We start from the raw sequence: 22,243 nt of genomic DNA on the forward strand, positions 1-22,243 counted from the left end.
AATTAAAATGATCTTACATATTAAAAATATGGTTTGCGACCGCTGCATCATGGTCGTTCGCCAGCAATTTATTAGCCTTGGCCTCACCGCAGAAACAGTTGTTCTGGGCCAGGCCACTATTCACCCCGATGCAGATACTGAACAGTTGAACCAGATAAGTGCCGCTCTGAAAGTGCTGGGTTTTGAACTGATCGACAGTGAAAAAGACCGTCTGATCGAACGCATTAAAAACTTGGTGATCGAAAAAGTTCACTATAGCGATCTGACTGATACCCATATCAACTTCTCCAATTACTTATCTGATAAATTAAATAAGGAGTATACTTATTTAAGCCGTGCATTCTCTGATGCCGAAGATATAACGATCGAGAAATTCATCATACAGCAAAAGATCGAGAAAGTTAAGGAGTTAATGTCCTACGGCGAACTTAATCTTACTGAGGTCGCCTTTAAAATGGGCTATAGTAGCAGCGCACACCTTTCAGCCCAATTCAAGCAAACTACCGGAATGACACCGAGTCAATTTAAAGCCAGCGCACCGGCAGACAGGAAATCTATAAATAATATATAAAATCAACCAAATGGAAAAGAACAATTACCGATCGTTCGCATTAATGCTGACGCTATCTTTTATAATCATGTATGCCGTCATGTATCTAAATGTCTATGAAGCAGATCATATTTATCTGAACCTGACCCGGTTTTACATGACACTTTTGATGATCTGCCCGATGGCGCTGCTGATGCTTGGCCTCATGCGGATGATGTATCAAAATAAAAAACTGAACAGGATCATCACAATTACCAGTATCGCCGTATTCGGTTTAGCTCTGGCAGCCGTTCGGACCCAGACACCGATCGGAGATGTACAATACATGAGGGGCATGATACCGCATCATTCCATCGCTATCATGACCAGTGAAAATGCCAACCTCAAAGACCCGGAAGTTAAAAAGCTTTCACAGGGAATTATTCAGGCTCAGGAGAAAGAGATCGCTGAAATGAAGCGCATTCTGGCCAGAATGGACAAATAATAAATATATCAAACCATTAAAAAACATGAAAAAGATACTTAAATCCATCCTGTTATCGATAAGCCTGTTCGCCGCCGTGTTGGCTGCAAAAGCGCAGGCAACATCTCCAACTATTTTAACCAGTTATTTCGCGTTAAAAGACGCCCTGGTAGCCGACAACAGCACAGAAGCGCAGGTCAAAGCAAAAGCGCTGCTTGTTGGTCTAATCAATATTCCGGTTGACCAGCAAAAGAACTGGAAACCCTATATGGATAAACTTCTGATTGACTCCCGCCATATCAGTGAAAGCACTGAAATCGACCACCAACGTGAATATTTCGCCAGTCTTTCTAAAAATATGCTGGAAGCTGTTAAAGGGTTAAAATTAAATATTACGCCTGTCTACGCTCAGTATTGCCCCATGAAGAAAGCAACTTGGCTAAGCGAAAGTGTTGAAATCAAGAACCCTTATTATGGCAGGCAAATGTTGACTTGCGGTAAAGTGGCCGAAAGTCTGAATAAATAATCAATCTCCACAGTTCAAGGCAGTTCACCACCTTGAACTGTTAAAATCAATTTTAGGATCATGAAAAAATCATTTATCATACTCACCCTGGCCGTTGCTATTTTAGCTATTGCCGCCTGTAACTCCAGCAGCAAATCCCCCCATTCAACAGCCGAAAGTGACACGGCAAAAACATCCGCAGCAAATATTACCCCGTTAGCAACATCAAAGGCCTTGGTCGAAGATTATTTAAAACTAAAGAATGCGCTTGCCAAAGACAACAGCGACGATGCGGCAACTGCCGGCAGATCGTTGGCTGACGGATTCGCTAAATTCGACAGGTCCGCACTGACTGTTGAACAACAAAAGTCCTTTACGGATATCGCCGATGATGCGCAGGAAATGGCGAAACATATCGGCGAGAGTGCGGGCAAGCTACCCCATCAGCGCGAACATTTCGATATACTGAGTAAGGATATGTATGACATGGTCAAGCTGTTCGGGGCGGGCCAGCCACTATATGTCGACCGCTGCCCTATGTATAATGATAAAAAAAGTGCGATATGGCTAAGCGAAACTAAAGCGATCAGTAATCCTTACCTCGGCACGGATATGCCAACTTGCGGAATTATCAAGGAAGAGTTAAAGTAAATCAGATGAAAAGGCCATTAAAGATATCGTTCATTGCCTTATTGGCTCTATTTATCATTATTCAATTCATCCCGCGGGGGCACAATGAAGGAATCGCACGCGGAGGTAATGATATTTCAAAGGCGACTATTTTTCCGGCGGATGTTAACGTAATTTTACAAGGGTCGTGTTATGATTGTCACAGCAATCATACTGAGTATCCTTGGTATTCAAAAATTCAGCCTGTCCGGTACATACTGGATGATCATATTCGTAATGGTAAGAAAGAATTGAACTTTACGGAGTTCGCCGGTTATACTAAAAGACGACAAAGAAGCCGGCTGAGGGAGATCGGACAAAGCCTTTCCGAGGGCTCGATGCCATTGTCATCTTATATTCTTATTCACCGCAATGCGATACTTTCCCAAAAAGAAAAACAGCGGCTCCAGCAATGGGCTAAAACTACAGGTGATAGCCTGTCCTTAAAAAATTAGACATGAGAAAAATAATATATGCAATGCTGCTATTTGTAAGCCAACTTGCAATAGCACAGACTCAAACCACTGATATGCCGGGTATGCAAAAAACGCAATCAGTTACCTATACCTGCCCAATGCACCCAGAGATCCATTCCGCCAAACCAGGAAATTGCCCAAAATGCGGCATGAAACTAGTTAAAGAAAAAACAAAAGCCACGAGTAAAAAGCCGGTAAAAAAAGCGTCTGAAAAAGCCGGGATGGCAATGGATACGGCAAAGAAAGTTGCAAAGCAAATGCCCGGAATGGATATGAATAGCAGCATGGATAAAGCTAAGGAAACGCCCGGGATGCGAATGGATAAAATGGGCACTGAAATGATGAAGGAGGCCAAAGCCGATCTGGGGTCTATAAAAACTCTTCTGCCTGATGGGCCACCCAGAACAGTAAAATATAACCTTTTTGTTGCCGATACTACAGTCATCTTTGGTAAAAAAAAGAAACACGCTATTGCGGTGAACGGGCAAATTCCTATGCCGACCTTAACATTTACAGAAGGCGATACTGCAGAGATCGTGGTTCACAATAACCTTGACGAACCTACCTCTTTGCATTGGCATGGTTTGTTTCTGCCAAATAAAGAAGACGGGGTTGCTTATTTAACGCAAATGCCCATTCCAGCGCACAGTACTTACACTTACCGTTTCCCAATAGTTCAACATGGAACGCACTGGTATCACAGTCACTATGGCTTACAGGAGCAGATCGGCATGTATGGCAGCTTTATATTAAAAAAGCGAAGAGAATGGGATATCCCAACTATACCGTTAGTGATCAGCGAATGGACGGACGTAAAACCTGGAGAGGTGGACCGTAGGTTGCATGCTGCTTCCGACTGGTTTGCGGTGCAAAAAGGCAGTACACAAAGCTATTCCGAAGCGATAAAACAAGGGGCGTTCGGTACAAAGTTGGCCAACGAATGGAAACGGATGAACGCAATGGACCTGTCTGACGTGTATTACGATAATTTTTTACTAAATGGTAAAAATCAGCTGGAGGCCGCTCGGTTCAAAGCCGGAGATAAGGTTAGATTGAGAATATCCAATAGCGGGGCATCCGATTATTTCTGGCTATCCTATGCAGGCGGAAAGATAACCGTGGTAGCCAATGATGGCAATGATGTGGTACCGGTGGAAGTTGACCGACTTATTATCGCAGTTTCTGAAACTTACGATGTAGTAGTTACTATTCCTTATAATAAAAGCTACGAGTTTTTGGTGACACCTGAAGACCGCAGTAAATATGCATCGATATGGTTAGGAAGCGGCACCAGGGTTTCTGCAAAGAAGATGGATCGCCCTAAATATTTTGCCGGCATGAAGATGATGAACGATATGATGGATATGAACGGCAATATGAAGGAGATGGAAGGTATGAAAATGCAGAACCAGATGATGGATATGAACACGGTAATGTACCCCGAGATCACTGGTCCGGAAAAAAAGCCTATGCCAAAAGCCAATAATGGTAGTAAGAATACGGCCATGGGTGACATGAACATGGGAGGAATGGACATGAGTGGGAACCATGATTTTGTAACCCTCAATTATGGCATGCTCCACGCTCCACAAAAAACCAACTTGCCGAAAGGTCCATGGCGCGAGTTAAAGTTCGATCTGACGGGTAATATGAACCGTTACGTTTGGACGCTGGATAACAAAACAATTTCGGAAACTGATAAGATATTGATCAAAAAAGGCGAGAATCTCCGGCTGATCCTATACAACAACAGCATGATGCGTCACCCCATGCACCTGCATGGTCATGATTTCCGGGTACTAAATGGACAAGGAGACTATGCACCGCTCAAGAACGTGCTTGACATACTGCCTATGGAGCGTGATACCCTGGAGTTTGCTGCCAGCGAACAGGGGGGCGACTGGTTCTTCCATTGCCATATCCTTTATCATATGATGAGTGGTATGGGCCGGATATTCAGCTATGAAAACTCGCCGCCTAACCCTGCCGTGCCAGACCCAAAACTTGCTCAGCGCAAGCTTTTTGCCGACGACCGCATGTTCCACCTCATGGGGCAGGCCAGTTTGGAAAGTAACGGCAGCGACGGGCAATTTATGTATGCTAATACCAGGTGGCAGATCAGTACACTTTGGCATTTAGGCTTTGATGCACAAATGGGTTACGAAAGCGAGACGATGGTAGGAAGATATATTGGCCGTATGCAGTGGCTATTACCTTATGTTGGTTTTGACTATCATTATAAAAGACCCGGCAAGCATGAGAAGAACATCTTTGGCGATGATTCTCGGAATATGTTCGGGCAGACAAGTAACAAAGAACAAAGGCGCACTGTGGTAGCAGGTTTAGCCTATACTTTACCGATGCTGTTTGTGGCCGATATGCGGGTGGACGGCAATGGCAAATTGCGCTTTCAGTTAGGGCGTGAAGATATTCCTGTTACATCGCGATTGCGTTTTAGCCTGATGGTAAATACCGACAAGGAATATATGACAGGTTTCCGATATCTCTGCACCAAATACCTTGCACTCTCAACACATTATGATAGCGATATGGGATTGGGCGCTGGATTAGCGTTTAACTATTAATCAAAAAAAGCATTATTGGTCACTTTTTATTTATAGAGTGGCCAATATTTTATTCTGAACCAAAACGCCAGATTCACTAAAGCTATCAGTGCCGGAACCTCAACCAGTGGCCCGATCACCCCTGCAAAGGCTTCTCCTGAATTGATGCCGAATACGCCAATAGCTACCGCAATAGCAAGTTCAAAATTATTACCCGTAGCAGTGAAGGCAATAGAAGTTGACCGGGAATAATCTGCACCAAAATACTTGCCGACAAAAAAGCTGGCAATGAACATGATAGCAAAATAGATCATCAAAGGAATTGCAATACGTACTACATCAAAAGGAATCTGTACGATCAGTTGGCCTTTAAGGCTAAACATCACGATAATAGTAAATAACAAGGCAATTAATGTAATGGGCGATATGAAGGGTACATACTTAGCGTTGAACCAGGTTTCGCCTTTCAGTTTGATAATCGAATAACGGCTGATGACTCCTGCGGCAAATGGCACACCCAAATAAATGCCGACCGATTTCGCGATCTCGCCAATGGTAATATTAACGGCTAGCCCTTTTAAGCCGAATAACGGCGGCAGAAAAGTAATAAATACATAAGCATAAACACTGTACAGCAATACCTGGAAAATGCTGTTCAGTGCGATAAGCCCTGCTGCATATTCACGATTACCTTCGGCCAGCTCATTCCAGACCACTACCATTGCAATACAACGGGCAAGGCCAATCAGGATAAGGCCAATCATATAATCAGGATGGTCGTGCAGTAAGGTAATAGCTAATACGAACATCAGTATCGGCCCGACTATCCAGTTGAGGATAAGCGAAGCACTTAGCACTTTGGTATTTCGAAACACCTCGCCCATATTCTCATATTTAACCTTGGCCAACGGCGGGTACATCATTAGAATTAATCCAATAACGAGCGGAATATTAGTGGTACCGGTTGAAAAGGAGTTTATCATTGTGGACGACGAGGGGAAAAAATAGCCAAGGCCAACGCCAATCGCCATCGCCAGGAAGATCCATAGCGTGAGGTAACGGTCAATAAAGCCTAACTTTTTTCTTTCGACAGCCGGTGCGCAGTGATCGATACTCATTAGTCCTTTAAGTTTTCATTGACGAAATTCCTTGCGTATTTCCTGATCATTTCCCGCACTTCGCGAAACTGCTCCATAATTTGTTCGTCTGAGCCCGTAGCTTTGGCCGGATCGGGAAAGTTTTGATGCAGTTTAATGGCCTTAGTTGGGAAATAAGGGCAATTCTCTTTCGCATTGTCGCAAACTGTGATCACGTAATCGAAAGGGGTATCGGCATATTCATCTACATTATTGGAAGTGTGGCCGGAGATATCTATACCATCACGCTTCATGATCTCGATAGCTTTGGGATTAACGCCATGTGTTTCGATACCGGCGCTATAAATAGTTGCTTTGTCGCCCGCAAAATAACGCAGGTAACCTTCTGCTATCTGGCTGCGGCAACTGTTACCTGTACAGAGTACTAATATGTTTTTCATTATTTATTAATTGTGTATTTCATTACTTAGCGCTCGCCGGGCAAACATGGCAGAACTCGGAAGATAGCTGAACTTCTACTGGAACATGCTCCCGGCTGATCTTTGCAAATCCCTTTTTGTCAAAATAGTCAGTGGCGGTTTCCGTCAATAGGTATAAAGTGGAAAGGCCTTTTTCGGATGAAAATGTAATAATGTGGTCGATTAATTTACCTGCAATGCCTTTTCCAAGAAACTCTGGCAAAACAGCTACCGATCTTAGCAAACCGTAAGTGCCGTAAACTTCTATCCCTGCAATACCTGCAATTTTATCTTTCACCATGGCGATATTAAAATCGTTCAGTTGTGCGGGCAGATCCACAACAGGCAGTTTTGCTTTAGACAGTAACTCTATTACCTGTTCCCGGTATGGTTGTGCGTTTTCTATCGTCATTTGTTAAGTTTAACAGCATCCACCGCCCGGTGTGCAACAAGCCTCGGCGGCTACCGCCAGGTTAATTAATTGCACTTTTGGTTTTTTTGTTACCGGTGCGCAACATTCCTCGCCTTTGTCATTGGTGCCACAGGAGCCGCCACGGGTTTGCGCTTTACATTGAACAAAGTCCGGGGTAAGGTTAACGATTAGTTTCTCGCCATCGATAATGAATTCATCAGGAAACATCTGGCGTGTATCAAACTGCGAGTTGCCAAACTCGATCTTCACGGTTGCATCAGTATCCAGCGGCAGCATTTTTTCTACAAGTGCAATGATTGAAAGCGCCTTATCCACCTTCATACTTCTTTCGGTTTGTTTCTCGCTTGGTTCCCAAAGCTGCATGATTACCTCTGTCCATTTATTCATTACACCTCCACAATCTACCGAAGTGATCGGGGTCAATTTGATTTCGGTGATATGAAATGAGGTTTCTACAAATTTATCTTCATCATACTGAAATTGCAGGTGCAACTCCGGGTTGGCTTGCAGTTGGGCTTTAAAATGGCCCCATGTCATCGTTTTCATAGTTTTATTGCAATATTACGATATATCATTTCAAAAAAACTTAACAGCAGTTTCCGGTTTCTTTGTAAGAACCAAACAGCACGTTTAGTTCCAGTTGCAGTGCTCCCCAAGCTTTCGGCTCAATGCAGTAACAAACGCTCACACCCTCAATAGTACCTTGGATCAGTCCGGCATTTTTTAACTCTTTCAAATGTTGTGAAATAGTTGCCTGTGCCAGCCCAAGTTCTTCCACGAGGTCACCACAGATACAAGCATTAGTCGCAATGATATGCTGTAAAATAGCAATACGTGCGGGATGCGCAATGGCTTTTAACTGCACTGCCAGCTTGTTTTGTTGTTCGTTGAAGATGTCTGTTTTGGTAATGCCCATGATTTATATCGCAATATTACGATTAATTTTATGATCAACAAATTTTTTATTGAAAGATAAATTTGTTTTGATCATGAGCAAACCTTTAATAACTATAACCTTGCCCTTTTTTCTTTTTCTTTTTTGGCCGGTCTGGATGTGGGGCGGCAGCAATAGGTGCTTGCTCGAGTAACACATCTAAAAACTTTCCGATTGTAGTACCGGCAGATGCCATCATTTTTTGTGGCGTAGTAAATTTTTGCTGTGCAACTCCTTCAGCTAATTCCTTGACATGAGCTTTATTGGGGGTAAACTGTTCTCCTGTAGAGAGTAGATCCATTTGGCGCCTTTGTTCAAGGCTACCATTTTTTATTACATTGGCATACACCATAGTATCATGCAAGCCACGGTCAAATTTAAAATGTTGATCGAAAATACGCTCACCGCATTGTTTGAAAGCCACCCTGTCAAATTCCCCCATCTTTTTGGAATGCTCGACATTTCGCCCTCGTGAATTATTCATTGGGCTGAGCTTTACGGTATTACTAGCATCCTTGCGGCTAACAATCACTTGTATGTGCATCTGTTCTCCGGGCTTTCGTTCTCCCCGTTTTTTTAAACCCTCTTTTACTTCTTTGTCCTCGTAGCTATAATAGCGGTGATTTTCCAATTTGGCAAACCATATCAAGTCGTTACTATCCTTAATATTCGGTCGGTTAAAATTGCGCGCATATTCATCCATCACCAATACAGCATATCCTTTAAGTAGTTCTTTAATTTGTTCCCGGTTATTTTCTGCGAGCAGGTGAGTGAGTTCCTTTTGACTTGGGCTAATATTTACAAGGAAGAATTTTGCATCATTGCGGCCAAGTTTAGCAATATTATTATCAATCTTTTGCCTTACTTCATAGGCGGAAAAACAATTATCTGTCTGATTAAACCAATATTCATGCTCAGCATTATCCAAGCGGTTTTCCTTTTCCAGGTAGTTAACTAAACCTCCCGCACTGCCTTTGTTGTCGGCAGTTTTACTGTCTGTTATGTTGATAAACATACCTTATCTTAATATTTCTATTTGTGCTTTTGTATTTGCTAACAGTTCTTCCTTTTCCCGACTGGTATTGAAACCACTGATATTTTCCCTGGCTTTGGCATAGCCGTCAAGTATGAGCGCGAATTGCTTTTTTAACTGTTCCTTACCCGTTTGCTGAAGTTCTACACGCTTTATAACATCAGCAATTAGTTTAAACCTGTCTGATTCTGTTTGCTGCCCGGCCAGTACTGCATTTAAACCTGGCGACAACGTTTCGTTAAAAAAAATTATCACATTCCTAAAAGCTTCTACCATGCGGTCTACATCCCTCCTCGTTGGTATCAGTAGATCATTTTCCTGGGTTTTGATGAAGCCAATCAAATCTTTATGGTTCTTTACGAGTGCGTTCTTCAGCATTTCATCATTCAGGTCCATAGGGTCTTTCTTGCTTTTGTAGAAATAATCTACCATCTGAATAAATATTTGTCGTTTTGTCCTTCCTAGTTTCAAGGCGATCTTCTCAAACTTCTGATCAACCGCTTCGGGATACCTTACCGACCGTGTGTTAATATCTTGCATACATCACAATTTTATTGTTAAAACTCTGCTGGTATATAACTTTATATCCTGATACATAGTTATATAGATAGCCAGTTATATGGAATACCCAGAAGTATCCTGAAAACGCCCTTTTTACAGTCGTGGGCGCAGGTAAGTATCCCTGGAGGATACTTAAAACCCTTTTTGCAGCGCAAAAAGCAAGCAAAGTAGGGCTCTGCCCAACTTCCGCTTGCTCCCTTACGGGACAAGCCAGGTCGCCATACATATTTGTACAGTTGATGTTTGAAGCGGTTGTCGCACTTCGCGCGAAAACCGCTGTTAATGGCCAAGAGAAATATTTGAAAGTGTGGACTGGGCTGGTGGGTAATATCATTCTTGAGATAATTGAGTAATAAATTGATATGCCGCTATATTGGTACACTGATATATGTTTAGCGGTTATCCCAATATAAAATAGCTGGATAACTCTATATCCAGTTACAGGGTTATATTGTTACCAACATGGCTTGCAGTGTCATTTACTTTCCAGTTTTCCGGCCAGTCAACCATACTTGCTTTTGTCGGGTGAAAGGATGGCAGGTAGAGGATATAACCAAAGTCCCGTAACTCTTTAATGCACTTTTGATAAGTGGCAGTGGATGCAATTCTCGATGTCGCCAATAAACCGCTTCTGCTTATTTTAAATGGACGCTGATAGCCTGAGCGCTGCCAAAAAATGAAAAGCCCTGAGAAAAGGCTGACGTGTGTTGGAAACAACCGCTCATCCTTACCCAACGATCTGAATAATTTTGAATAGCCCTTTAAATCCGGGGAAGATGATAAGACTTTCATTTTATTTTCCCTTCTAATAATTTGTGAATGTCTTCCAGCTTGTAATAAAGCATTCCGCCTATTTTAGTAAACCTTAATGTACCATTGATACGCAGGTTTTGTAAGGTGCCTGGTGATATGTTTAAAAGCTTTCGTACCTCTATACTTTTAAGCCACTTTTTCCCCTGGCCTTCTTCAGGCCGTATCATTTGCCTGATCTCCTGGAGCAGGTCTTTTTTAAAATCGTTCAAATCATCTTTCGTGATCACTTCAATTGCCGCCATATTTGATTTGTTTAAATTACAAACAGTAAAAAATATTTATCCATGCTCCCAACGACAAATCCTACTTACGTGGGAATAGTTAAAATGCCTAAAATCAGGCAGAACAAATTTAAACAATGTTTTGATAAAATAAAATATTATCAAAACATTTATTATTTTTGTATAACTCTTTATTGAAATATTCTAAGTAGGAGATACATTACATTTGGAAAATCATCAGTTGACAGGAGCTTAAACAATGGGGAAGATCGCTTACAAAACATATTTGAATGACAGGCTTAAACAAGCAGACTTTCATGGAACACCTACATTTCCCTTGTATATACAGATCACTTACGAACGAAAAAGCATTTTTTTCAAAAGCTATTATTTCCAGTTACTCTCGAAACGTAAGTACTTAATCGTTGTGCCGGGTATAGGTTCAAGGGGGCCGTCTTTAGAATTTGTAAAAAGCAGGGAAGAAGTGGTTATTAATTATTGTATCGACAAACTTGGTGATAACTTTTCACTCGATACTTTCAAAGAATTATATGATGGGATGAGCACTGATTTGTGTGATATGCTGGAAGGTGGCTTTTTTGAATACCTGTTTAATTTCTTTTGGGACGAGGGAAACCCGTCCATGCGGGATGCTATTCATAATGCAATACCTACAGTTACCCCATATAACTTGCTTCATGATTTTAAACGCATGTTTAAAGCCGATTTTTATAATAAGTTGATAGAAAATTCCTTTTACTACGCGCCCCCGTATTTGCCGCTATATGGTTTTAAAGATGGCCCGCAAAAGGGTGACCCAATCATTTTTTCTGTTATGGATTGGCAGGACAACTCTATTAAAGAGAAATTTCAAACTTACGTGGAGAAGACTTACCCGTTTGCGAAGGCTAATGATGTTGTAAAAGCTGTAGATACCTGGGCAGGAAAATATTTGTCCGTATCTTCTGGAAAATAAAAAGCCGCTCCATTTGAAGCGGCTAACTGGATATATTTTAACGACTGGGGCCTCTATAAGGTCGCAATTCTTGTGTAGGCGAAGGTGGTATGAATTTCTCGACAATAGCATTTATCCGATTGACAAACTTTTCAGGTATGTTACTACTTTGATAAACAAGGCTTCGATTTTGTATGCTAAGCAAGGAACGTAAATGCTGATTACTTTTGGAAGCATCAGCGATCTCTACATTGTCAAAGTGATCGGCAAAACGTTCGATATATTCTAACCCTAAATCGTAGTTCTGTTGAATGTTTTTAATATCAACAAAATGTCCACCGTCCTTCACTCTTTCATTCACACGGAAAACAGATTGCTCGATACTCTCTAATGTCAGGTAAATCAGGTGGGTAGCATAACCATGCGCTTTAAAATGAGCGACAACATCCATCAATGATTCATCTCTAAAATTAGTTTCTAAAGTAAAGTGCCGTCTATCTTTAACTGCGGCGTTCACCTGTTTGAAAAAATCTTTAGTCGCTTCCTCATATATGCTTCGTTTAGGCATACGGGGTGATTGGGCCTCTATCTGTGCAACAACTTTGTCAACATCAAAAATAATGGCACCGGGTATCGACAAGTCTTTAGAGAAAGTCGATTTTCCCGCTCCATTTGGCCCCGCGACAAATAATAGTTGCGGGTTATTTGACATAAGATCAAAGGGTTTTTATGAAGTGTTCCTGATATTTATCGTCCATCCACATCAAGTCCTTGCGGTCGGCGTATTCGTGTACTGCATGGGACGTAGTTGGGCAAACTGAGGGATCGTAATAGGTAATGTAACCGCCTTTAGCAAATTTTTCCTTTTTCATGGCCTCATACGTTGGCCTAAGACGTTCTTGCAATTCCTTGTCTGTTAGATCAAAGACTGATTTTAAACGTAGGTCGATGGTGGTTGCGTTGCTCATGGTTTGATGAAATGCTCTCATACAAATATAAAGATTGAAATATTAAGAATTATGAATGTTGATATTTAGGCGGTCTTGGCTACACGCTTCTTTGGTACCAGCTTTGCCTCTAATTGCGACATGTCTTCGCTGATCTTATGATCTAAAACTTTAGCATATATCTGCGTAGTCTTGATGCTGGTATGCCCCATCATCTTAGATACCGTTTCAATGGGCACGCCATTATTTAATGTAACGGTAGTGGCAAATGTGTGGCGTGCAATATGAAAAGTGAGTTCCTTTTCAATATCACAAATACCTGCAAGTTCCTTTAAGTAAGCGTTCATTTTTTGATTACTCATAACAGGCAATAACAGATTTTCAGCGATACATTGCGGATGCTTATCGTAGGCGCGAATAATACCTGCTGCCACAGGTAAGACAGGGATACGGGAAAGTGTATCTGTTTTTTGACGCTGGGTATATATCCAGGTTTTGTTGTCGATTCCTTTTACCAGTTCAGAACGTTTAAGCTTTCGTGCATCAACGTAGGCCAGCCCCGTGTAACAACTGAAAACAAAAATATCCCTTACCGTGCGTAAGCGGGCGTTCGGAATTTTCTTTTTTGTCAACCGGTCAAGCTCTTTGGTGTCGAGTACTTCCCGGTAAACCTTTTGGGTACGTGGCTTATAATTCAGATATGGATCGATTGTCAGCCAGCCATTACCCATACAGATCCTCACGATCTTACCGAGGTTCTTGATATATTTTATGGCAGAATTATTGGCGCATTTACGGACAGTCCGTAGATAGTATTCAAAGTCGTTTAGAAATGCAAAGTTGATCTTACTAACCGGTATGTCAGTGATATTGTATTGCCATTGCATAAAATCTTTGGTGTGCATCAAAGCTGTTTCATAACGCTGCCAGGTGCTTTTTTCAAACTCCTGCCCAACCAAAGCTTTCATCTTTTCATTATGATCTTCAAAAATGGCCACAAGCGTTCTTGCGCGTTCCAACTTACCGGTATAGCGGTTCTTTATAGTTTCTACGGTTACCGTTTCATCGGCAGCAGTCATCTGCCTGTGGATCTCGTAAAGCTGATGTTCAATACTGCTCATGAAAGCATTAAGGGAGCGGGCATCTTCTTTATTACCGGTCGCTCTGCCGGTATCAGTATCCCAGCGGTCAGGATCACACTTCCGGCCAATGGAAACTTCGGTACGTTTGCCATCTACTGTGATGCGCAAATAAATAGGGGCTGAACCTGATTCATAATTCTTTGGCTTTCTCAGGCAAAAAAGCACGGTGAGCATAGTTCTCATGTTGTTTTAACTTGCTTTTTAAGTGAACAAAATTGTTAAATAAGTCACTTGAAATCAAGATGCGCAATCATTGAACAGGTTGATATACAGATATATATCAGTTAATTCGGGAGTTGTTTTTCGGATCGGGAATTAACTCCCGAATTATTGTCATTTTCCTTGCGAAAACTTGAATAATTTGGTTTGGCCGTAAAACAAAAAACCCTTCAAATGATATCATTTGAAGGGTTTTGCTTGGTAATGTTACCTTTTTAGCGGAATGGACGGGACTCGAACCCGCGACCCCATGCGTGACAGGCATGTATTCTAACCAGCTGAACTACCACTCCTCCGTTTGGGTGTGCAAATATACAAACCATTTCATTTTACGCAAATTGTTTTTACAAAAAAGTTCGTTATTTGAAAAATTAAGGGCTTTTTTGATTTGTTTGCCTTTTTTATTTCGGTTAATTTGCTGATAGTCACCGTTTAAATAAGGTGATACAGGGTGTGGTTCACGCAAATTTAAAAATAGTTACTTCACATCAAAGCTGAAATACTGGCTTGCAGCGTCACCTTCCGCTGTAATTCCCTGTACAACCCCTATATATTTACCTGTTTGGTCAGACGTATAAAACGACAGCTGGCTTTTGCCCTGGGCCGAAGTGTTGATTTCAGGAGCCCAATAAAGCAGGCTTCTGAAATCGGGCATCCTGTTTTTAGCTGCCTGTTCAGTATCATACACCGGCGAATAAAACTCACGCTGTAACTGCAGGCCTTCATAATCAAGAACAACAGCCCTCGGGTCTATTTCTACACCACCAAGATCTCCTTTATAGGTTGTAAAGCTCAAAACTCCTTCGTAAACTGACGGGCCCCAGTAATACCGGTAAGGAACATCTTCAAGCTTGCGAACTTTTAATGGGTCGATAGCCATAACCTTATCTATATTGAAAACAGGCACGTCGTCCAGCATTACTAAGGGATCGCCATCTAAAAAACCATTGCCATTAAGTACTTTAATGTGATAGCGCTTTTGCGACCTGTTAACCCATACTTCTTTTACATACTCCCTCAGCACTTCTTCCATAGTTGTAAAACGGGTATAATTATCCAAAAGGTAGGTTTTATAAGGTGTTGAATAAAAACCGGAACTATCAACCGGTTGTTCGTAAAAATGCTTGATCTTGTTGGCCCAGTAAATGTTTTGGACCTGCGTACCCAGGTTTCCTTCTTCAATGGCGTTTTGCATGCCCCTGGTAAGGTTAAATTTGGGCGCAGGGTACTTTGAGTATTGTTCAGAAAAAGGACTTAATATATCTATATGATATATTGAATCGCGCTCTGAGTTGGTTTGGGCTACTATTTCTCCCGGGCCGTAAAGTTGTCTTGTATTAAAGATCAGCCTGCCTGTTGAATCGCTTTTTGAGGCATACAGCTGTACCCGTTTTCCCGGAACACTTAAATAAGCTATAATATCTTTGGCAACGCCGCCTGTTTGTGTATTGGTTACTTTGCCGGTAATCAGGTGGCCATCATATTCGGGCAAAAAGTTAAATACTGCAGGTTTGTTACCAAGCACGCTGGCCCATTGAAACCTTCGCCAGCCTTGCGACAGCATAAGGTTGTCAAGGGCAGCATCTGCCTCTGCATCTGTATTTTTGAAGTAATAGTCTGGCGATTCAATATTGCCCCTCAAGTCCGATTTTAGCCACAGATAGCTGAATATCTCGCCGGCATCGATCTTTTGCAGCGAATCAAGCTTATAAACCGACATTGACAGGTTAGCAGATCTGGTTTGTCCTGAAAGATCTTTAGCTGCAATGCCGACACTTACCTTTTTTCTGCGGGCGTATAAAGCCTGATCGGCGGTGGCATCAATACTAAGCTTTTGCTTGGGCCGCTTAAAGTAAAGCCTTTCACATACGGGTTGCCGGGCGCTGTTAAATATTGTTAAGCTTGATATGCCTTCACCTAATTTAGCTTTATCAAGTATGAAGCTGGCGGTCCCGTTATTAATTGACGCCGTCATGCCTGCTTTTATCAACTGCCTTGTATGTGCAAAAAGATATAGCTCGCCGGTTTCAGCGCCAGCAGCTTTCACTGTAACCTCTATTTGCGTACTGCCTGCATCTTTTACTGCCATTACATAGCCCTGGCTATTAACAGCAGGTAACTCTTTTGTAACAGCAGCATTATTGCCTGATTTAATAATGGCTTTGTAAGTATTACCGGCCTCGGGTGTAAATAAAAAACTGCCAATACCAAACTTTAACGGGCGAAACCTCGCTACTGTATCATTTTTCTGATCAACAATTGAGCCTCTGTACTCGCTTAATCCCTTGCCGTCTGATGCTGTAACCTTAAAGGCCACTTTACTGTTAATACCTGCAACCAGGCTTCCTCCCTCTGGAAAAAACTGAACGTCGTAGGCCAAAGATTGCGCTTTAGCCTGCACTTCAGGAGATTTCAATGGATTGACAATAGTGATGCTTTTTTCAAAATAGTAATCGGCACTGAAGTTTTTCATCCAGCTGGTATACGCCCTTAATTTATAGTTTCCATTGCCGGCAGATACAGGTACATAAACAGAACCGCTGCCAAGGCCGTTTTTCATTTCTATTTTAGTTTGTATAATGGCATTTTGCCTGTCGTCCAGTACATCAACATATACAACTTTACTTAAACCAAGCAACTTATGATAGGCAGCGTCAACGGCATAGGCCTTAAACCACAAAATCTCTCCGGTCATGTAGGCGTTTTTGTCGGTGTGTACAAAGATCTTTTCCTGTACGGCGGCCTGGCTATACTTATTAAAGCTATCAGAGATTTGACTTGTATTTTGTGCCAGCCCGTTCAACGATAACAGTAACATGCCTGAAAGCAGTGGAACGATAGCAGTTTTTTTAATTTTTTTCATAGCCAAACCTTATTGATTTATTTCCATGGCGTCATCTATAATTTTATTGTTCTGTCCAAAATGCAGGAGCTTGTACCCGTCCCCTGATCCTGCAATCGGTACATTCAACCGATGAATAAGTATATCCTATCACGTTCATTTGCTGCTTGATATCCGCTACGGGGACAGCGACACCGTTAATAATAAAGTTTAATACTTCATTTTGCTGGGTCTTAGGGTTAAAGAAGAGTGCGGTATCAGGAGGGCCGCAATCATAAGGGTATTTTGCCACCCAATCATGCGGAACCTGAACATTGTCAATAAATACCCGTTTTGCTTGAACATTAGTTACGCTTACATAACCGATAACAGGCTCAGCCGGGTCTTTCAGGTTATGAATATTTCCTGTTAGCTGTGATGGCTGCGCATCGAAGATGCTTCCTAACTGTTCTGTGTTTTTCTTCATGTTTTCCCAAAACTGGTAAGCTTCTTTTGTTAAAGCATACTGTTTCAGTAAAATGGAGTAACGCATCTCTACTTTTTCGGATGTTGACGCTATAGTTGTTATTGGCTGCTGAAATATCACATCCTGTGATAACTTAGCCGATGAACCTATCACTATAGTAGTTGACTTATCGCCGGCAAAACAGTAATAATTGGCCTCACTCCCTGGCCGCGCAACAACTGTTTTATTTTCACGATCAACTATATATGACGACTGATATCTGGCGTGAAACTTCCAGGTTTCGTCATAACTCCACCGGTAGTAACGGGTATTGTTAGCGGGGTCGTGCGTATTAGCATAAATTTGCAGGTTGCCGTTTTTTACATAAAATCCCACACTATCAATAGGCTGTGTTTTTTTTACCTCTACGTAATCTGACGCATATTCTTGACTATCGTTAGTAACAATATGCAACCGATATTTCTTTGAAGCATCAAGGCTAAGCCCAAGTATAAGATAGGCACCGTTTCCCTGAGGTGAAAGTGAGTATGATGCCCCTCCTTCGGCCTCTACAGATACGGTGCAATTATCAACTCCGCTTGAGCTTACGCTACCCGAAATATTAACCGTTCTGCTCAATTTTACTATCGTTGAGTCGGCACCGTTATTTATCACACCTTCTACAACGAGGTAATGATTCGGAGAGTCCACAATTTTAGGGTTATAGGGCTTTTTACAAGTTGCAAAAGCAAAACCTATAAGTAATACAAACCATATTTTTTTATTTCGTCTCATGTTTCTTCTATTGCCAAAAAACAGGCGGTTTATTTGATCCTCTTAGCGTACAATCAACACATTGGGGCAGTGCTCCCGTATGGCCAACTAACCCTACAAACGGCATTACAATTGCACTCACGGGTATGTAGAGGCTATGCTGGCCGGGTTTATTATAATTAAAATAAAAATCTTCATCATTAACCACCACATCGCCCTCAATGTGTTTAAAGTAAAAGCCCAAAAGCAGGCATTCACCCATATCAAGTTTGGTCCATTCGGGTGGCAGGTGGCCGTTAGGTATAAATACACGCAGCTTTGAAACAGTGCCTGCGCTCATGTATCCTATAACAGGTTCTGAAGCATCGGTAACACTATGAATGTTGCCTTTCAATTGCGAAGGCTGTGCGTCAAATATGCTGCCTAACTGCTCGGTATTTTTTTTAAGATCTTCCCAAAATTGAAAGGCCTCTTTGGTTAACGCATACTGTTTTAGTAATATGGTATATTTTTCCGCTACCTTTTCCGAAGTTGAAGCAATGAAAGTTATAGGCGCATCGGATAATACGTCATTTGTTAATTTTGCAGTAGAAGCCAAAATGATGTTACTTGATGTATCGCTGCGCCAGCAATGATATATCTGATCATTTATATAATCCCTGGGTAAAACTGTATCCCCGTTTGATTTATATCTTGAATCGTATTTTGAGCGATATTGATATGTTTCCTCATAATCCCACCTGTAGTACCTGGTGCTGTTGGTAACATCATGCGCATTTGCATTAATTTGTAAACCATCCGGTTTAATATGTAAGGATAAGCTATCAACAGGGGGCGTTACCTTTGCTTCAACAAAGTCAGATAAATATTCTTTGTTTGATGATGTTTTGATACGGATCCGGTATTTGTGGCTGGCGGGCAAATGTAAAGGAGCTGCAGCATAAGTACCAACGTTAATCTCAGTAAGCGGATATGCACTGCCATTGTCACTTTCTATTACAGCCAATGCCTGCTTTTCAGGATTAGTGGCTACTTTATCATTGAGTTTAACAGTACGGCTCAGTTTTATAAATGTAGAGTCGCTGCCGGTATTGATCAAACCTTCTACAATAAGATAACTATTTGGCGATGAAATAACGGCCGGCATAAATGATTTACGGCAGTTTTCACTCAGTAATATTCCGGTAAGTAAAAAAAATAATCCAAAGCCATTTGACGGAACATGGACTTTAAGGTGCAGCAAAGCTTTCGCCGCTAAACAAGCGGAGGCAGTATAATTAATTATACTGCTATTGTTATACAACCTATATATCCCGCTTCCCGTCATCGTTAAAACCTGATATTGTAGTTAATAAACGGAATAGGTCTGGCAAATATGGATAGTTTATAGCCATTAATAGCCCCGCCCTGTTCTGTAAAGAAGGTAGAATATGCGTTTTGCCTGCCGGTTAAGTTATATACACCTATTGTAAATGAATTATGTGTTAACTGATGTACTTTATGGTTACCCTCAATATTCATCGAAAAATCCGATCTGAAATAATCAGGGATCCGGTATTGGTTCCTGTCCGAGTAAAATACCCTTTCAGAGCCTCCGTATTCGTATTTAGCAATTGGTAAGGTAATTGGCCGGCCTGTACTGTAAGTAAGGTTTAAAGAAACACTAAACCGGTGCGAAAACCTGTAATTGCCAATGAAATTAAAATCATGAGGCTTATCAAAGTTTGCAGGATAATATGCCCCTCCGTTAATCAAATCTCCCAAATTAGGATCATTTTGTCTTAAAAACGTGCGCGAGTAGGTATAGCTGATCCATCCGTTGGCTTTGCCTGTTGCTTTTTTTATCAGGAATTCGATGCCATAAGCCTTACCCTGTGTGCCTATCACATCGGTTTCGATATGATGGTTCAATACCAGGTTGGCACCACTCTTATAATCAAGATAATCCCTTAACCGCTTGTAGTAAACCTCAACCGATGTTTCGATTGTGTTTGATTTTAAATTATGATAAAGGCCCAATGATACCTGGTCGCCATATTGAGGTTTGATATTGGGATCACTCAATTGCCAAACATCGGTAGGAGATATGGCAGTTGTGTTTGACAACAGGTGAATATACTGCCTCAAGGTGTTATAACCGCCTTTTATAGATAGGTTATCACCCAGCTGGTACCTGGCCGAAAGCCTGATCTCGGGGCCCGAATAAGTTTTAATAAGCTTGCCGCTTCCATAATTGGTACTATCTAACAAATTGGTGCTTGTTTTAGGCAAATTAGGCGCATAGTTGTAAACTGTTTGCGGCCCCAGGAAATTGTAGATTGAATACCTTATGCCGCCGCTTATCGAAAGGTCGTCGGTCACGTCAAATTTATCGCCCAGGTATAAAGCGCTTTCCAGGGCTTGTTGCGTGGCAACAACATCAGGTGCTACTAATGATTGAGCGCCGAGGGGTTGAAAATTGCCCGGATGGAGTTTATAGTAAATAGAACTCAATCCAAAATCGACGGTGTTTCTGCGATTAAGGTAGTATGTAAAATCTGTTTTGAAATTACTTTGGTTAATATCAAAATTTAACTTGTATGCATTCACCGGGTTATCGGCGCTTGAAACATCGTATTGATACCGGTCGATACCTGCTGTAATAACACTAAATAGCTTATTGTTAAAATTGTGCTTCCACTTAAGGTTAATGTTCCTGTTGCTATAGCTATAGGCTGTATCGCTGTTGAGCTTAAATTTATCCCTGCTTATATAACTGGTTAAATACAGGTTGTTTTTATCATCAATCTGGTGGCTTATATCAAGGTTAAGATCATAAAATGATGCCGAACTATGCTTGTAAGCATCTGGCAGGAGTTTAAGCAGCCAGTCGGAATAAGTGGTACGGCCACCAAACGAAAACGAGGTTTTATCTTTAATGATAGGCCCTTCAACATTAAGCCTGCTGGTGATCAGGCCAATACCAGCCGAGCCGGTGAATTTCTTTTTATTCCCCTCGCGATTGGTGACATCGAGTACTGAAGATAAGCGGCCGCCAAACCTTTCGGGGATGCTGCTTTTATATAATTCAATATCCTTAACTATATCGGGGTTAAACGATGAAAAGAAACCAAAGAAATGCGAAGGGTTATAGATTGTGGCATCGTTCATCAGGATGAGGTTCTGATCGGCCGAGCCCCCACGTACGTTAAAACCTGTTGTAGCTTCACCAACCGACTGAACGCCCGGCAGGGTAAGCACCACCCTTAATATATCAGCCTCGCCAAATACGGTAGGCACCTGTTTAATGCTTTTAATATCGAGCCGGTTTACCCCTAATTGTACGTTGCGTACATTGGCTACCTTTTCGGCAGATATTTTTACCTCTTTAAGGCTGGTTACCTGTTCCTGCATCTCAATGATGATCTTACCATCAGAATAAAGTATGATTTGCCTGCGGGTATCACGCATGCCAATGCCTCTTACACTTAATACCTGTCTCCCTTTTGGCAGCTTGATGGTGAAATAGCCAAACTGATCAGTAGCTACCCCGGTTTTAGTGTTGGTTACATAAATGCTGGCACCTGTTACCGACTCGCCCGATTTGGCCTCCTTTACATATCCCGATAAAGTTGCGGTACCAGCCTCAATAGTGTTGGTTTTGATCCCTATTTCATAAAGCTTATTTTCGGTAGTTGCTTCAGGTATCTTTTTATCTTTATCCAGATCTGCATTAGCCGGAGAAACACTCATGTTGGCTGCTGTTGCATTGGCAGCCGTAATGTCAAAGTAACCTATGGCCAGCCCGGTTTGTATTTCGCGTCCTTTGGTTAAAAATACTTGTTGCTGTTTTGTAATGGCGAAGTTAAAGCCGGTGTTTTTGAATGCCTGGCCTAATATGGCTTCAAGGGGTTTGTCGGTTGCTTGCAGGGTTACCTTCAAGCTGTCAAACTGCATTGGGTCGTAAAAAAAATGAAAGCCTGATTTTGCTTCCAGTTCTGTTACAAACTGATCAATAGTAGCTTGCTGAAAGTTTACGCTGATTGATTTTCCCTGCCCTTGCTGGGCATGGCACAGTTTAATTAAAATCAAAAAACAAAAACTTAGAAAGTAAATTTTTTTCATCCGGTTATTTTATTTTCCTGCCGTGTACATCCAATGCA

General features: G+C 41.7%; 23 protein-coding genes and 1 tRNA gene. 7 read left to right on the top strand and 17 right to left on the bottom strand.

Annotation, left to right across the window (positions count from 1 at the left end):
- Positions 1–7 precede the first annotated feature (7 nt).
- From MTO98_RS02095 to MTO98_RS02120, 6 genes are read left to right on the top strand one after another with little or no spacing between them, the layout of a single operon-like run.
- Positions 8–571: an AraC family transcriptional regulator gene (locus MTO98_RS02095; protein WP_213489363.1), complete on the top strand. Its 564-nt coding sequence runs from the start codon at positions 8–10 to the stop codon at positions 569–571.
- A gap of 10 nt (positions 572–581) precedes the next feature.
- On the top strand, positions 582–1,034 hold the full coding sequence (locus tag MTO98_RS02100; RefSeq protein WP_199269834.1) for a DUF305 domain-containing protein: 453 nt from the start codon (positions 582–584) through the stop codon (positions 1,032–1,034).
- Between the two features lie 25 nt (positions 1,035–1,059).
- Entirely contained in the window at positions 1,060–1,539 is a 480-nt protein-coding gene (locus MTO98_RS02105; RefSeq protein WP_158829882.1) for a DUF3347 domain-containing protein, read from the top strand.
- 60 nt (positions 1,540–1,599) lie between these two features.
- Positions 1,600–2,169, top strand: coding sequence for a DUF3347 domain-containing protein (locus tag MTO98_RS02110; protein WP_158829884.1), 570 nt, complete (start codon positions 1,600–1,602; stop codon positions 2,167–2,169).
- Positions 2,170–2,174: 5 nt separating this feature from the next.
- The gene (locus MTO98_RS02115) at positions 2,175–2,642 is read left to right on the top strand and encodes a heme-binding domain-containing protein (RefSeq protein WP_158829886.1); all 468 of its coding nucleotides are present in this window, start codon (positions 2,175–2,177) and stop codon (positions 2,640–2,642) included.
- Between the two features lie 2 nt (positions 2,643–2,644).
- Positions 2,645–5,248, top strand: coding sequence for a multicopper oxidase domain-containing protein (locus MTO98_RS02120; protein ID WP_158829888.1), 2,604 nt, complete (start codon positions 2,645–2,647; stop codon positions 5,246–5,248).
- Positions 5,249–5,274: 26 nt separating this feature from the next.
- Here the strand turns inward: MTO98_RS02120 and arsB are convergent, their stop codons facing one another.
- The 9 genes from arsB to MTO98_RS02165 form a co-directional block, all read right to left on the bottom strand.
- Positions 5,275–6,345, bottom strand: a complete 1,071-nt coding sequence (gene arsB / locus MTO98_RS02125) for an ACR3 family arsenite efflux transporter (RefSeq protein WP_158829890.1) — start codon at positions 6,343–6,345, stop codon at positions 5,275–5,277.
- Entirely contained in the window at positions 6,345–6,764 is a 420-nt protein-coding gene (locus tag MTO98_RS02130) for an arsenate reductase ArsC (protein ID WP_158829892.1), read from the bottom strand. The genes arsB and MTO98_RS02130 overlap by 1 nt, the downstream gene beginning before the upstream one ends.
- Positions 6,765–6,786: 22 nt before the next feature.
- Positions 6,787–7,194 (bottom strand): arsenic resistance N-acetyltransferase ArsN2, encoded by a 408-nt coding sequence (arsN2, locus tag MTO98_RS02135; protein ID WP_243485002.1) that lies wholly within the window; start codon positions 7,192–7,194, stop codon positions 6,787–6,789.
- 9 nt (positions 7,195–7,203) lie between these two features.
- Entirely contained in the window at positions 7,204–7,761 is a 558-nt protein-coding gene (locus MTO98_RS02140; RefSeq protein WP_199269835.1) for a DUF6428 family protein, read from the bottom strand.
- 40 nt (positions 7,762–7,801) lie between these two features.
- Positions 7,802–8,131, bottom strand: coding sequence for a helix-turn-helix transcriptional regulator (locus tag MTO98_RS02145; RefSeq protein WP_158829896.1), 330 nt, complete (start codon positions 8,129–8,131; stop codon positions 7,802–7,804).
- Positions 8,132–8,216: 85 nt separating this feature from the next.
- Positions 8,217–9,164 carry a DUF5712 family protein gene (locus tag MTO98_RS02150; RefSeq protein ID WP_158829898.1) on the bottom strand — a complete coding sequence of 316 codons (948 nt, stop codon included), beginning with the start codon at positions 9,162–9,164 and terminating at the stop codon, positions 8,217–8,219.
- A 3-nt stretch (positions 9,165–9,167) separates the two neighbouring features.
- Entirely contained in the window at positions 9,168–9,722 is a 555-nt protein-coding gene (locus tag MTO98_RS02155; RefSeq protein ID WP_158829900.1) for a BfmA/BtgA family mobilization protein, read from the bottom strand.
- Positions 9,723–10,181: 459 nt separating this feature from the next.
- Positions 10,182–10,535 (bottom strand): hypothetical protein, encoded by a 354-nt coding sequence (locus MTO98_RS02160; protein ID WP_158829902.1) that lies wholly within the window; start codon positions 10,533–10,535, stop codon positions 10,182–10,184.
- Positions 10,532–10,798 (bottom strand): helix-turn-helix domain-containing protein, encoded by a 267-nt coding sequence (locus MTO98_RS02165; RefSeq protein ID WP_146269371.1) that lies wholly within the window; start codon positions 10,796–10,798, stop codon positions 10,532–10,534. Before MTO98_RS02165 ends, MTO98_RS02160 begins: the two co-directional genes overlap by 4 nt.
- Before the next feature lie 238 nt (positions 10,799–11,036).
- Here MTO98_RS02165 and MTO98_RS02170 point away from each other — a divergent pair, with 238 nt between their 5' ends.
- Entirely contained in the window at positions 11,037–11,753 is a 717-nt protein-coding gene (locus MTO98_RS02170) for a hypothetical protein (protein WP_158829904.1), read from the top strand.
- 37 nt (positions 11,754–11,790) lie between these two features.
- Here the strand turns inward: MTO98_RS02170 and MTO98_RS02175 are convergent, their stop codons facing one another.
- The 8 genes from MTO98_RS02175 to MTO98_RS02210 form a co-directional block, all read right to left on the bottom strand.
- On the bottom strand, positions 11,791–12,444 hold the full coding sequence (locus MTO98_RS02175; protein WP_158829906.1) for a zeta toxin family protein: 654 nt from the start codon (positions 12,442–12,444) through the stop codon (positions 11,791–11,793).
- Positions 12,445–12,448: 4 nt separating this feature from the next.
- Entirely contained in the window at positions 12,449–12,604 is a 156-nt protein-coding gene (locus tag MTO98_RS02180; RefSeq protein ID WP_208102402.1) for a hypothetical protein, read from the bottom strand.
- A 161-nt stretch (positions 12,605–12,765) separates the two neighbouring features.
- Complete coding sequence (locus tag MTO98_RS02185) at positions 12,766–14,004, bottom strand: site-specific integrase (RefSeq protein ID WP_158829910.1); 1,239 nt, start codon at positions 14,002–14,004, stop codon at positions 12,766–12,768.
- Positions 14,005–14,259: 255 nt separating this feature from the next.
- Positions 14,260–14,333: transfer RNA gene (locus tag MTO98_RS02190), tRNA-Asp, on the bottom strand.
- A 185-nt stretch (positions 14,334–14,518) separates the two neighbouring features.
- Positions 14,519–16,903 (bottom strand): hypothetical protein, encoded by a 2,385-nt coding sequence (locus MTO98_RS02195; RefSeq protein WP_243485003.1) that lies wholly within the window; start codon positions 16,901–16,903, stop codon positions 14,519–14,521.
- A gap of 43 nt (positions 16,904–16,946) precedes the next feature.
- Positions 16,947–18,038 (bottom strand): DUF4249 domain-containing protein, encoded by a 1,092-nt coding sequence (locus MTO98_RS02200; protein ID WP_243485004.1) that lies wholly within the window; start codon positions 18,036–18,038, stop codon positions 16,947–16,949.
- 91 nt (positions 18,039–18,129) lie between these two features.
- Entirely contained in the window at positions 18,130–19,248 is a 1,119-nt protein-coding gene (locus MTO98_RS02205; protein WP_243485005.1) for a DUF4249 domain-containing protein, read from the bottom strand.
- Between the two features lie 182 nt (positions 19,249–19,430).
- Positions 19,431–22,172 (bottom strand): carboxypeptidase-like regulatory domain-containing protein, encoded by a 2,742-nt coding sequence (locus MTO98_RS02210; RefSeq protein WP_243485006.1) that lies wholly within the window; start codon positions 22,170–22,172, stop codon positions 19,431–19,433.
- Positions 22,173–22,243: the final 71 nt, after the last annotated feature.

The organism is Mucilaginibacter sp. SMC90 (assembly GCF_022811725.1).
Classification (GTDB): domain Bacteria; phylum Bacteroidota; class Bacteroidia; order Sphingobacteriales; family Sphingobacteriaceae; genus Mucilaginibacter.

What these genes read in the sequence shown, in the direction of transcription:
- MTO98_RS02095 (WP_213489363.1), top strand. Translation starts at nt 8, where the DNA reads ATGATCTTACATATTAAAAATATGGTTTGCGACCGCTGCATCATGGTC.
- MTO98_RS02100 (WP_199269834.1), top strand. Translation starts at nt 582, where the DNA reads ATGGAAAAGAACAATTACCGATCGTTCGCATTAATGCTGACGCTATCT.
- MTO98_RS02105 (WP_158829882.1), top strand. Translation starts at nt 1,060, where the DNA reads ATGAAAAAGATACTTAAATCCATCCTGTTATCGATAAGCCTGTTCGCC.
- MTO98_RS02110 (WP_158829884.1), top strand. Translation starts at nt 1,600, where the DNA reads ATGAAAAAATCATTTATCATACTCACCCTGGCCGTTGCTATTTTAGCT.
- MTO98_RS02115 (WP_158829886.1), top strand. Translation starts at nt 2,175, where the DNA reads ATGAAAAGGCCATTAAAGATATCGTTCATTGCCTTATTGGCTCTATTT.
- MTO98_RS02120 (WP_158829888.1), top strand. Translation starts at nt 2,645, where the DNA reads ATGAGAAAAATAATATATGCAATGCTGCTATTTGTAAGCCAACTTGCA.
- arsB (WP_158829890.1), bottom strand. Translation starts at nt 6,345, where the DNA reads ATGAGTATCGATCACTGCGCACCGGCTGTCGAAAGAAAAAAGTTAGGC.
- MTO98_RS02130 (WP_158829892.1), bottom strand. Translation starts at nt 6,764, where the DNA reads ATGAAAAACATATTAGTACTCTGTACAGGTAACAGTTGCCGCAGCCAG.
- arsN2 (WP_243485002.1), bottom strand. Translation starts at nt 7,194, where the DNA reads ATGACGATAGAAAACGCACAACCATACCGGGAACAGGTAATAGAGTTA.
- MTO98_RS02140 (WP_199269835.1), bottom strand. Translation starts at nt 7,761, where the DNA reads ATGAAAACGATGACATGGGGCCATTTTAAAGCCCAACTGCAAGCCAAC.
- MTO98_RS02145 (WP_158829896.1), bottom strand. Translation starts at nt 8,131, where the DNA reads ATGGGCATTACCAAAACAGACATCTTCAACGAACAACAAAACAAGCTG.
- MTO98_RS02150 (WP_158829898.1), bottom strand. Translation starts at nt 9,164, where the DNA reads ATGTTTATCAACATAACAGACAGTAAAACTGCCGACAACAAAGGCAGT.
- MTO98_RS02155 (WP_158829900.1), bottom strand. Translation starts at nt 9,722, where the DNA reads ATGCAAGATATTAACACACGGTCGGTAAGGTATCCCGAAGCGGTTGAT.
- MTO98_RS02160 (WP_158829902.1), bottom strand. Translation starts at nt 10,535, where the DNA reads ATGAAAGTCTTATCATCTTCCCCGGATTTAAAGGGCTATTCAAAATTA.
- MTO98_RS02165 (WP_146269371.1), bottom strand. Translation starts at nt 10,798, where the DNA reads ATGGCGGCAATTGAAGTGATCACGAAAGATGATTTGAACGATTTTAAA.
- MTO98_RS02170 (WP_158829904.1), top strand. Translation starts at nt 11,037, where the DNA reads ATGGGGAAGATCGCTTACAAAACATATTTGAATGACAGGCTTAAACAA.
- MTO98_RS02175 (WP_158829906.1), bottom strand. Translation starts at nt 12,444, where the DNA reads ATGTCAAATAACCCGCAACTATTATTTGTCGCGGGGCCAAATGGAGCG.
- MTO98_RS02180 (WP_208102402.1), bottom strand. Translation starts at nt 12,604, where the DNA reads ATGAAAAAGGAAAAATTTGCTAAAGGCGGTTACATTACCTATTACGAT.
- MTO98_RS02185 (WP_158829910.1), bottom strand. Translation starts at nt 14,004, where the DNA reads ATGAGAACTATGCTCACCGTGCTTTTTTGCCTGAGAAAGCCAAAGAAT.
- MTO98_RS02195 (WP_243485003.1), bottom strand. Translation starts at nt 16,903, where the DNA reads ATGAAAAAAATTAAAAAAACTGCTATCGTTCCACTGCTTTCAGGCATG.
- MTO98_RS02205 (WP_243485005.1), bottom strand. Translation starts at nt 19,248, where the DNA reads ATGCCGGCCGTTATTTCATCGCCAAATAGTTATCTTATTGTAGAAGGT.